9 protein-coding genes and 1 pseudogene are annotated in these 9,335 nt (G+C 75.3%); 6 read left to right on the forward strand and 4 right to left on the reverse strand.

Translation table 11 applies throughout. The annotated features are described in order from the left end of the window. Window positions 1-103: 103 nt before the first annotated feature. Window positions 104-805 carry a S1C family serine protease gene (locus tag BJF79_RS51380; protein WP_075900540.1) on the reverse strand — a complete coding sequence of 234 codons (702 nt, stop codon included), beginning with the start codon at window positions 803-805 and terminating at the stop codon, window positions 104-106. A gap of 32 nt (window positions 806-837) precedes the next feature. Continuing rightward, window positions 838-1,158 carry a hypothetical protein gene (locus tag BJF79_RS57335; RefSeq protein WP_075900542.1) on the reverse strand — a complete coding sequence of 107 codons (321 nt, stop codon included), beginning with the start codon at window positions 1,156-1,158 and terminating at the stop codon, window positions 838-840. Window positions 1,159-1,426: 268 nt separating this feature from the next. Here BJF79_RS57335 and BJF79_RS23685 point away from each other — a divergent pair, with 268 nt between their 5' ends. The 3 genes from BJF79_RS23685 to BJF79_RS23695 all read left to right on the forward strand — a co-directional run bounded on the left by BJF79_RS23685 (window position 1,427) and on the right by BJF79_RS23695 (window position 4,011). After that, window positions 1,427-1,630, forward strand: a complete 204-nt coding sequence (locus tag BJF79_RS23685) for a hypothetical protein (RefSeq protein ID WP_075900544.1) — start codon at window positions 1,427-1,429, stop codon at window positions 1,628-1,630. Window positions 1,631-1,708: 78 nt separating this feature from the next. Beyond that, window positions 1,709-2,446, forward strand: a complete 738-nt coding sequence (locus tag BJF79_RS23690; protein WP_410050130.1) for a response regulator transcription factor — start codon at window positions 1,709-1,711, stop codon at window positions 2,444-2,446. Further along, the gene (locus tag BJF79_RS23695; RefSeq protein WP_083733763.1) at window positions 2,443-4,011 is read left to right on the forward strand and encodes a sensor histidine kinase; all 1,569 of its coding nucleotides are present in this window, start codon (window positions 2,443-2,445) and stop codon (window positions 4,009-4,011) included. The genes BJF79_RS23690 and BJF79_RS23695 overlap by 4 nt, the downstream gene beginning before the upstream one ends. On the opposite strand, the gene def is transcribed toward BJF79_RS23695, so the two are convergent. Both def and BJF79_RS23705 read right to left on the reverse strand, forming a co-directional pair. Continuing rightward, window positions 4,008-4,538 (reverse strand): peptide deformylase, encoded by a 531-nt coding sequence (gene def, locus BJF79_RS23700; RefSeq protein ID WP_075900548.1) that lies wholly within the window; start codon window positions 4,536-4,538, stop codon window positions 4,008-4,010. The genes BJF79_RS23695 and def overlap by 4 nt on opposite strands. Next, on the reverse strand, window positions 4,535-5,767 hold the full coding sequence (locus BJF79_RS23705; protein WP_075900550.1) for a hypothetical protein: 1,233 nt from the start codon (window positions 5,765-5,767) through the stop codon (window positions 4,535-4,537). The genes def and BJF79_RS23705 overlap by 4 nt, the downstream gene beginning before the upstream one ends. A gap of 272 nt (window positions 5,768-6,039) precedes the next feature. Here BJF79_RS23705 and BJF79_RS23710 point away from each other — a divergent pair, with 272 nt between their 5' ends. From BJF79_RS23710 to BJF79_RS61275, 3 genes and pseudogenes are all read left to right on the forward strand, one after another. Then, on the forward strand, window positions 6,040-6,564 hold the full coding sequence (locus BJF79_RS23710) for a gamma carbonic anhydrase family protein (RefSeq protein ID WP_075900552.1): 525 nt from the start codon (window positions 6,040-6,042) through the stop codon (window positions 6,562-6,564). A gap of 311 nt (window positions 6,565-6,875) precedes the next feature. Further along, on the forward strand, window positions 6,876-8,351 hold the full coding sequence (locus BJF79_RS53645; RefSeq protein ID WP_158079269.1) for a hypothetical protein: 1,476 nt from the start codon (window positions 6,876-6,878) through the stop codon (window positions 8,349-8,351). 749 nt (window positions 8,352-9,100) lie between these two features. After that, a pseudogene (locus BJF79_RS61275) lies at window positions 9,101-9,335 on the forward strand (hypothetical protein); the annotation flags it as partial.

A 9,335-nucleotide genomic window follows, 5' to 3' on the forward strand; every position in this document is an offset into this window, starting at 1 on the left:
CCGGTCGAGGTCGCCGCCGACCCGGCCCGGCCGGACGCGACCTCCCGCCCCGCGGCGCGTCCGCCCGCTCCCCCCAGAGCCCTGGCCGGACGGCGCCCGCGGGTCAGGCCGACGCGGCTGCGATGATCTCCGCCGCGGTGTCCTTCGCGCTGTCGACCGGGATCGCGAAGCCGAGGCCGATGCTGCCCGAGCCGCTGCCCGAGGTGGCGATCGCGGTGTTGATCCCGATGACCTGGCCGGACATGTTCACCAGCGCGCCGCCGGAGTTGCCCGGGTTGATGGGCGCGTCGGTCTGGATCGCGTTCTCGATCACGGTCTGCTCCTGCTGGGAGAGCTGCTGCTGCAGCTCCGGCGGCAGCCAGGGCGCCTGCTGCTCGGGCTGCTCGCTCCCCTCGCTGACCTCCCGGCCCAGCGCGCTGACGATCCCCGAGGTCACCGAGCCGTCCAGGCCGAGCGGGCTGCCGATGGCGAGCACCTGGTCGCCGACCGCGAGGCCCTTCGTGGTGCCGAACGCGGCGGGCTTCAGCCCCGACACGCCCTGCGCCTTCAGGACGGCGATGTCGTTCGTCCGGTCGCTCCCGACGACGGTCGCCTGCGCGCTGCTCCCGTCGCTGAACTTCACCGCCACCTGCCGCGCGCCCTCCACGACGTGCGCGTTCGTGAGGATCGTCCCGTCCTCGCTCAGGATCACGCCCGAACCGCCGCTGCTGCCCGTCCCCGACTGCGCGGTGATCGACACGACGCTCGGCAGGACGGCCGACGCGACCGCCGACACCGAACCGTTCGACGTCGACGCGCCCGTCACGGCGGTCGGCGCGGAACCCGCGGGCTCGCCGGTCAGCGCGACGGCCGCCGCCGCGCCCCCGGCACCGCGCCGCGGCGAGCACGAGCGCGGCGGCGCCCAGCACCGATCGTCCGGCGGACCCGGCCGGGCCGTCGCGGCCGGGGCGGCTGGACGGGCGGCCCGAAACCGCCGCCGAACGGCATCCCGAACGGCGCCCCGGGCGCCCCGTGCGCCTGCTGCGTTCCGTGCGTTCCGTAGGGCGCGCCGTACGGCGGTGTCCCGTCGGCCGGCCGCGGGTCGGCGGCGGGCTCGCCGCCGGGCGCTTGGAAGTCGGGTCGCTCGGGCTCCACCGGTCCGGTCCGTTCGCCGCTCATGTGATCCCCCTCGTGGTCTGTCACTCATGAGATTGCGGCGCGGATCTGCAACCCGGCTGCATCCAACCTGAAAGTGTCCTGAACGCCCGCCGCACGAAAAAACCGCGGCCGGGGAGACGAGGCTCGGTTCGTCCCCCCGGCCGCGGTGGCGCGAAAGTTGGCCAGGGCGCGCGACCCCCCGTTCCCCTTCCGGGGCCCGGGCGCGCCCTGTCCCATCACTGAAGCGCACTTACCTGAGGGTTCGCTGAACGTCCGCTCCCGATATCCCGTGCGCGGACGGGCCGCCGCCGGGCCGCCCGCGCCGGGGCACGGCCGGCGCGGGGACGAACGCGGCGAGCGCGACGCCCGCGAAGACGGCGAAGGCGAGCGCGTAACCGCCGTCCGCGCGGGTTCGGCGGAGCGCACGACGAGATCGCCGATCGAACTGGACATGTTCGTCCTCGCCGTCGAGACGGCGGCCGCACGCCGCTGACGTGCGGCCGCATTGCCGGGAACGTTCAGGGAACGTTCAGTTTCGGATGGGAGCCTCTACGTGATGGTGGAGGGGGCTGTGTCATTGGTTGAACGGACGACGGCGAACGGCGGCCGGTCGCCCGAGGCGACCCTGCTCGTCGTCGAGGACGAGCCGAACATCCTGGAGCTGCTCGCCGGGAGCCTGCGGTTCACCGGGTTCGAGGTGGTGACGGCGACGAACGGGGCGGACGCGGTGCAGTCGGCGCGGCGGCACCGGCCGGACCTGATCGTCCTGGACGTGATGCTCCCCGACATCGACGGGTTCGATGTCGCGCGGCGGCTGCGGTCCGGGGGCGACCACACGCCCGTCCTGTTCCTCACCGCGCGCGACGCCGTGCAGGACCGCATCAAGGGGCTCACGATCGGCGGCGACGACTACGTCACCAAGCCGTTCAGCCTGGAGGAGGTCATCGCCCGCATCCGGGCGGTGCTGCGGCGGTTCCGCGGCGGGGTCGCCGAACCGCCGCCGCGCATGGTGTTCGCCGACATCGAGCTCGACGAGGACAGCCACGAGGTGTGGCGGGACGGCCGCGCCATCCAGCTGTCGCCCACCGAGTTCAAGCTGCTGCGCTACTTCATGGCCAACGCCGGACGCGTCGTGTCCAAGGCGCAGATCCTCGACCACGTGTGGAACTACGACTTCCAGGGCGACGCGGGGATCGTCGAGTCGTACGTGTCCGCGCTGCGCCGCAAGGTCGACAACGTGGAGCCGCGGCTCATCCACACCCTGCGGGGCGTGGGCTACGTGCTGCGCGAGCCCCCGAAGACGGGATGACCACCGTGTCCGGCGGGCCGGTTCCGGCGGGCGCGCACGCGGCGCGCCCGGCGGCGCGCCGCCGCCGTCCGCTCACCGGGCTCGGCCGGCTCTGGGGCCGCACGTCGCTGCGCGTCAAGCTGATCTCCGGGATGATGGTGCTGGTCACCCTCGGGATGACGGTGATGGCGGTCGCGGGCGCGTCGGTGCTGCGGCAGTACCTGGTCAACCGTGCCGACGAGCAGCTGTACAGCTCGATGCGGCGGACGGTCGAGCAGGTCCAGCCGTACCTGCAGCGCGGGGTCCGGCCGATCGAGCTGCGCATCCCCAGCGAGACCTACGGGGAGGTCCGCACGACCGACGGCCGGGTCATGGACCGCAGCACCGCGCTCGACGAGGGCGGATATCCGAAGCTGCCCACCGATCTGACCGGCCGCATGGACGAGCCGTTCACCGTCGCGGGCGCGGGCGGTTCGAACTCCCCGTGGCGGGTGCTCGCCGTGTCGATCCCGAGCGGCGGCACGCTCGTCCTCGGCACCAGCATGGCGCAGATCGAGCAGACCGTCCGGCGGCTGGTCGCGATCGACCTGATCGTCGGCCTGTCCGTGCTGGCGGTGCTGGCGGGGCTCGGGGTGTGGGTCGTGCGGGCGGCGCTGCGGCCGCTGTCGGCCATCGAGGCGACGGCCGGGGCGATCGCCGCCGGGGACCTGTCGCGGCGCGTCCCCGAAGCGGACCGGCGCACCGAGATGGGGCGGCTCGGCCGGTCGCTGAACAGCATGCTCGCGCAGATCGAGACGGCGTTCCGGGCGCGCGCCGAGTCGGAGGCGGCGGCCCGCTGGTCCGAGGAGTCCGCCCGCCGGTCGGAGGAGTCGGCGCGCCGGTCGGAGGAGCGGATGCGGCGGTTCATCGCCGACGCCAGCCACGAGCTGCGCACCCCGCTGACCGCGATCCGCGGGTTCGCCGAGTTCTACCGGCAGGGCGCCGCGCGCAGCCCCGAGGAACTCGGCCGGCTGATCGGCCGGATCGAGGACACCGCCGCCCGGATGGGCCTGCTCGTCGAGGACCTGCTGCTCCTCGCCCGCCTCGACCGGCAGCGGCCGATCGAGCGCCGTCCGGTCGACCTGCTCGCCGTCGCGGCCGACACCGTCCAGGAGACGCGGGTGCTCGCGCCGGACCGGTCCGTCCAGCTGAAGGTCGGCGGCGGCATGGCCTACCAGGTGCGGGGGGACGAGCCGCGGCTGCGGCAGGTCCTCGGCAACCTGCTGACGAACGCGCTCGCGCACACCCCCGAGGGGACGCCCGTCGAGGTGCGGCTGACGTCCGGGACGCTGCGGGACGAGCCCGCGGCCGTCCTCGAAGTCGCCGACGAGGGGCCGGGCCTGTCGCCGGAGGCGAAGGAACGCGTCTTCGAACGCTTCTACCGGGCGGACGCGTCGCGGTCCCGCGAGGACGGCGGCACCGGCACCGGCCTCGGCCTCGCGATCGTCGCGGCCCTCGTCGCCGCCCACGACGGCGTCGTCGAGGTCGACTCGACCCCGGGCGAAGGCGCGGCCTTCCGCGTCGTCATCCCGCTGGACACCGACTAGCCGCGAAGGGCGCGGATGGCGCGCATCGCCTCGCGGCGGGCGTCGCCGGACAGGACGTCGATGTAGACGTTGCCCTCCAGGTGGCCGCACTCGTGCTGGAGGCAGCGGGCGAAGTAGCCGGTGCCCTCGACGCGGACGGGCTTGCCCTTGACGTCGACGCCCTCGACGACCGCGTGCGAGAACCGGGGGGTGTCGAACCGCATGTCGGGGACGGACAGGCAGCCCTCGGACTCGACGAGCGTGTCGCCGTCGGCGGCCGTCAGGACCGGGTTGACGACGTGGCCGACGTGGCGGCGGCCGCGGTCGTCGTCGCAGTCGTAGACGAACAGCCGCAGGCCCACCCCGACCTGGTTGGCGGCCACCCCGGCGCCGTTCTCGGCGTACATGGTGGCGAACATGTCGTCCACGAGGCGTTCGAGCGAGGCGTCGAAGGTCCGCACCGGGTCGCACTCGGTCCGCAGGATCGGGTCTCCGAGGAGCCGGATCGGGCGCGGGCTCCCCTGGCGAGTGGTGGTTCGCTTGCTCACCCGAAGATCCTATTCGAACGCGCGCGGTGCGCCCGGACGGCGTCCGGACGCACGCGCGGCGCGTCGGGCGGGGTCAGGCGGGGTCGATCGGGCCGCGCGGCTGCGGCGGGACGGGCCGGGCCCGCGGCGGACGGTCCGGACGGTCCGGGCTCGGCGCCGGGCGCGGCGGTGCGGCGTGCTTGGCGATCGGCTGCACCGGGACGTCGGCGGCCTCGGGCCCGGTGGTGCACCGTGGGCTGCGGGCGTCGTGGCGGGAGCGGGCTTCGCGGGCGCCGGGCCCGGTTCGGGCGCGGCGGGCCCCGCGGCGTGCGCGGGCTTGGCGGCACCGGCCGCGGACGGCTCGGACGGCTCGACGGCGGCTCGCTGGTCCCCGCCGCCGGTGCGGCGGTCGCGGGCCGGGCGGGGGCGGGCTCCGGCGCTTCGGCTCCCCGGACCCGGCCGGACGCGCGCGGTGCGGCGGCGGGCTTGCCCGGACCCGGCTTCGCCGAGCCCGGCGCGGCGTGTGCGGGCTGCTTGCGCGGCGCCGCCGACTGCTTGACGGCGTCCTCGACCATCTTCTCCAGCGGGCCCGCCTCGTTCTCGGCGGTGAGCAGCCGGTGCAGGGTCTCGCTGATCTCGGTGAGCCGCTGCAGCGCCTGCGTGTGGTTCTTGGTCAGCGCGTTGAGCCGCTGCGTGGCGCCCTCGTTGATCACCCCGGCGCGGCGCTCGGCGGTGGTGAGGGTGCGCTCGGCCTCGACCCGCGCGGTCGTCACCGTCTGCTCGGCCTCCTGCTGGGCCGACGACAGCGCCTGGTCCGCCTCCTTCTCGGCGGAGTTCAGCACGTGCTCGGCCTTCTGCTGCGCGTTCGCGAGGTTCTTCTCGGCGTTCGCGCGGGCCTCGTCGACGATCCGCTTGGACTCCTGCGCGGCGTCCTCGCGGATCTCGTCCCCCTTGGCCTCGGCCTGGGCGATCTTGTCCTGCGCCTCGTCCTCGGCGAGGTTGATGATCTGCCGGAGCCGGTCGGACAGGTCGTCGCCGGTCGGCTTGCGGGCCTCGCGCAGCTCGGCCATCTCCCGGCGGATGCGCTCGGAGTCGTCCTGCGCCCGGGCCAGCCGTGCTTCCAGCTCGCGGTTCTTCTGGTGGGCGCGGGCGATGTAGTCGTCGACCTGGCGGCGGTTGTAGCCGCGCATGACGATCTCGAAGTGCTCGTCTTGGAGGAGGTTCGGCAGGATTTCGGCTTCGTTGCTCATGATGCCTTGGGGGGTCGTTGGCGGGGGTATCACCCCGTCAGGGTCGGATGCGATCCTCACCCGCCGGTGAGCGGGCCCGCGTAGAAACGTCAGATTCGACTCTCGACCGGACCCCCGGGTGCGCGCAACCGGAACGCCGCTCTTGCTGCCGTTTCTTCACGCGAGTAGGCCCGACAAACTATCTGATCTCGGGAGAAATCTCGCTCACCTCGAACCCGTGTCGCGAGGGCCGTCCACAGCCCTGTGGACGGCCCTCGCCTAGCATCGGCCCCATGAATTACGTGGGATCGCTGGGGACGGACCGTCCGGACATCCACCCGGACGCGTGGGTCGCGCCCGGCGCCGTCGTCGTCGGACGGGTGAAGCTGGCGCGCGCGGCCAGCGTCTGGTACGGGTCGGTGCTGCGCGGCGACGACGAGGAGATCATCGTCGGCGAGGAGTGCAACATCCAGGACCTGAGCTGCCTGCACGCCGACCCCGGGATGCCCGCCGTCCTGGAGGACCGGGTCAGCCTCGGGCACAAGGCGATGGTGCACGGCGCGCACGTCGAGACCGGCTCGCTGATCGGCATCGGCGCGATCGTCCTGAACGGCGCCCGCATCGGCGCCGGGACCCTCATCGCCGCCGGAGCCCTCGTCCCGCCCGGCAAGAAGATCCCGTCCGGGGTGCTCGTCGCGGGGACGCCCGGCCGCGTCGTCCGCGAACTCTGCGACGACGACCGTCTCGTCCTGGAGCACACCTCGACGGTCTACGTCCAGAAGGCGCGGCAGCACCGCACCGCGTCCTGGGACGGGTGACCCTGCGCCGCCCGGCTGACTACGATGTCGATCGTGGTGTGGGGACCGGGCTATGGCAGTGCTCCGCCGCCCAGCTCCCGGCGGGGGCATGATCCGTTCGCGGAGGCCGAGCGCGACACGCGCGCGATGGTGGCCGCCGCGTGGTGGCCGTCGGCGGCGCAGCAGCAGCGGCAGCATTCGATCGGCGGGCGCATGCTCGTGCTGCCCGACGGCACGTGGTGGCTGTTCGGCGCCTGGGCGCGCTGGTACCGGCTGCACCCGTCCGACGGGCAGTGGTACCTGTGCCCGCCGCCGAGCACGCCGCCGTCCGGATGGCCGCCCGGCCCGCGCAGCAGGGCGGCGGGCGGATCCCCGACCTGCCCCCGCACGTCGTCCCCGCCGGGCCCGACTTCTCCTACGACCCGCCCGCCGGGCTCCCGTTCGTCGGCCACGGCTTCGCCACCGACCTGACCGCCGGCGTCGCCGCGACCGTCCAGTCCGCCGCCGCGCTGCCCACCGCCGAGTACCCGCACTGGTGGACGCAGTTCACGCCGGAGACACCGTCCACGGTCGTCGCGGCGTGGGGCGTCATGCTGTGGTGCGCGCCCGCGCCCGCCTTCGACGCCCGCCTCGACCCGCAGATGCTCGACCTGTGGAAGCCCTACCGCGCCGCCCCGCTGCCGGACGTCGACGGCCCCCGCTGGCTCACCCCGCCCACCCTCGAATCCCTCGTCGGCCTCTACGCCGAACGGCTCCGCGCCAGCCGCGTGGACGCCGCCGTCGTCGTCCTGCGCACCATGTGGGCCGTCGCGAACGCGCTGCGCGGCGACGTCCGGTTCCAGACCCGCGCGGACGCGCTGCTGTCGATCCTCGGCACGACCCTCGCCAACCCGACCGTCGACTACGACGCGCTCCCGTACGGCGACCAGGCGATCGTCCAGCAGTGGCTCACCCGCTGCCCGCCGCACCTCGTGCCCGCGCTCCGCAACGAGAGTTCCCCCGGCGACGACCTGCGGCACGCGTTCTACACGCTCAGCGAGGTCATCGCGACCTGTCCGGCGACCCCGCCGACCCCGCCTACATCGAACCCCGCCTGGTCGCCGCCGCGCTCCTCGCCGCCGACCTCGCCGTCGTCCGGCGCGACGTCGCCGGCTCGATCGTCCCCTGGCTGGACCCGGAGATCCGCTACACGGTGCAGGCGGTCACCGACCAGCAGGGCCACCCGCTGCGCCGCCTCTGGCCCGACGACATGCGCCTCCCCGAACCCCTGCGCTCCGCCGCCGGATCCGGCCCCGGCGCCGAATCCCTCCTGGCCGCGATGTACGAGGTGGACCTCGCGTGGTGCCGCCTCGGAGGCATGCCCGCGCGCCCCCGCGGCTTCCCCGTCCCTACGGCGGTCGTCGCCGGAATCATCGGCCGCAACCGCGCGCGCGCCACCGCGTCCTCCCCGACCCACACGTCCACCCCACGCCCCGCGATGCCGCCGCCCCCGTCCGCGATGCAGAGCCAGCCCGGCCTCGCCCCGGGCGCCGCACCGAACCCGCCCGGGGCCGCCCAGCCCGACCGTCCGTTCGTCCAGCCCCCGGCCGAACGCGCCTGGGAGAGCCCCGCGGCGGACCGCGACGACGCCGCACCCCCGTACACCGAACTGGGCTTCGTCCCGTCCGCCGCCGCACCGGCCCCCTGGCCGAACCCGAGCGTCCCGCCGCCGCGAGCGCCCCACCCGGCCCGCCGCGACGACGTCGCGGCGCCTCGGCGATGCCGGGACAAGGCCCACGAGACGCGAGCCCGCCCGCACCCGCCCGTGACGAGCGCGCTCCCGGCTGGGGAGCGGGGGGCGAGGGGTTCCCGCTGCCGGGCGGCGCGCGGTTCCCGGAGGCGCGTCTGGGGACGATCCGGGCGATTCGGCCGCCGCGCCGCCGTACACGGAGCTGGGCTACCGGCCGTCGGCCGGTGCGCAGCCCCCGCCGCCCGGCGCGGGTGACGGGCCGGGCTGGGGACACGACGTCGCGGGCGCGTCCGCGATGCCGGGCCATGGCCAGGACGGACGCGGCACCGGTCGAGGCCCGGGGGACGCGGCTGCTCCGCTGCCGGGTCATGACGTGAGCCCGGCAGCCGCCGTTGGGATGTCCGGTCCCGATCGGGACGAGCGCGCCCCGGGCTGGGGCCCGGGCGGCGCGGGTTCCCCGCTGCCGGGCCAGGATGTGAGCCCGGCAGCCGCCGTTGGGATGCCCGGTCCTGGCCGTGACGAGCGCGCCCCGGGCTGGGGCCCGGGCGGCGCGGGTTCCCCGCTGCCAGGTCAGGACGTGAGCCCCGCAGCCGCCTCTGGGATGCCCGGTCCTGGCCGTGACGAGCGTGGCGTCGGCTGGGGGGCCGGAGGCGCCTCGGGGGACGAGTCGGGCGATTCGGCTGCCGCGCCGCCGTACACGGAGCTGGGCTACCGGCCGTCGGCGGTGCGCAGCCGCCACCGCCCGGCGGGGGCGCCGGTCCGGTGCCGGGGCCCGCATGGCCGGGTGAGGACGCGGACGGGGCCGTCCGGCCCGATCAGGGGCAGCCGGTGGCCTCGGCCATGCCGGGGAACGAGCCCGGCGATCCGGGCGATTCGGCCGCCGCGCCGCCGTACACGGAGCTGGGCTACCGGCCGTCGGCCGGTGCGATGGGCGGCGCGCAGCCGCCCTCCCCGCCGCCGGCGCCGGCTGGCGGGACAGGCGCGGGCGCCGAGCCCGGGCCGGGATTCGGGCAAGGCCCCGGAGAGAACCTGCCGGGGCCCGCGTGGCCGGGTGAGGACGCGG

This window comes from Actinomadura sp. CNU-125, assembly GCF_001942465.1.
In the GTDB taxonomy this organism is placed as follows: domain Bacteria; phylum Actinomycetota; class Actinomycetes; order Streptosporangiales; family Streptosporangiaceae; genus Spirillospora.

Coding starts and splice junctions, on each gene's coding strand:
- BJF79_RS57335 (WP_075900542.1), bottom strand. CDS start 1,158: ATGAGCGGCGAACGGACCGGACCGGTGGAGCCCGAGCGACCCGACTTC.
- BJF79_RS23710 (WP_075900552.1), top strand. CDS start 6,040: ATGAATTACGTGGGATCGCTGGGGACGGACCGTCCGGACATCCACCCG.
- BJF79_RS23705 (WP_075900550.1), bottom strand. CDS start 5,767: ATGAGCAACGAAGCCGAAATCCTGCCGAACCTCCTCCAAGACGAGCAC.
- BJF79_RS53645 (WP_158079269.1), top strand. CDS start 6,876: ATGGCCGCCCGGCCCGCGCAGCAGGGCGGCGGGCGGATCCCCGACCTG.
- BJF79_RS23695 (WP_083733763.1), top strand. CDS start 2,443: ATGACCACCGTGTCCGGCGGGCCGGTTCCGGCGGGCGCGCACGCGGCG.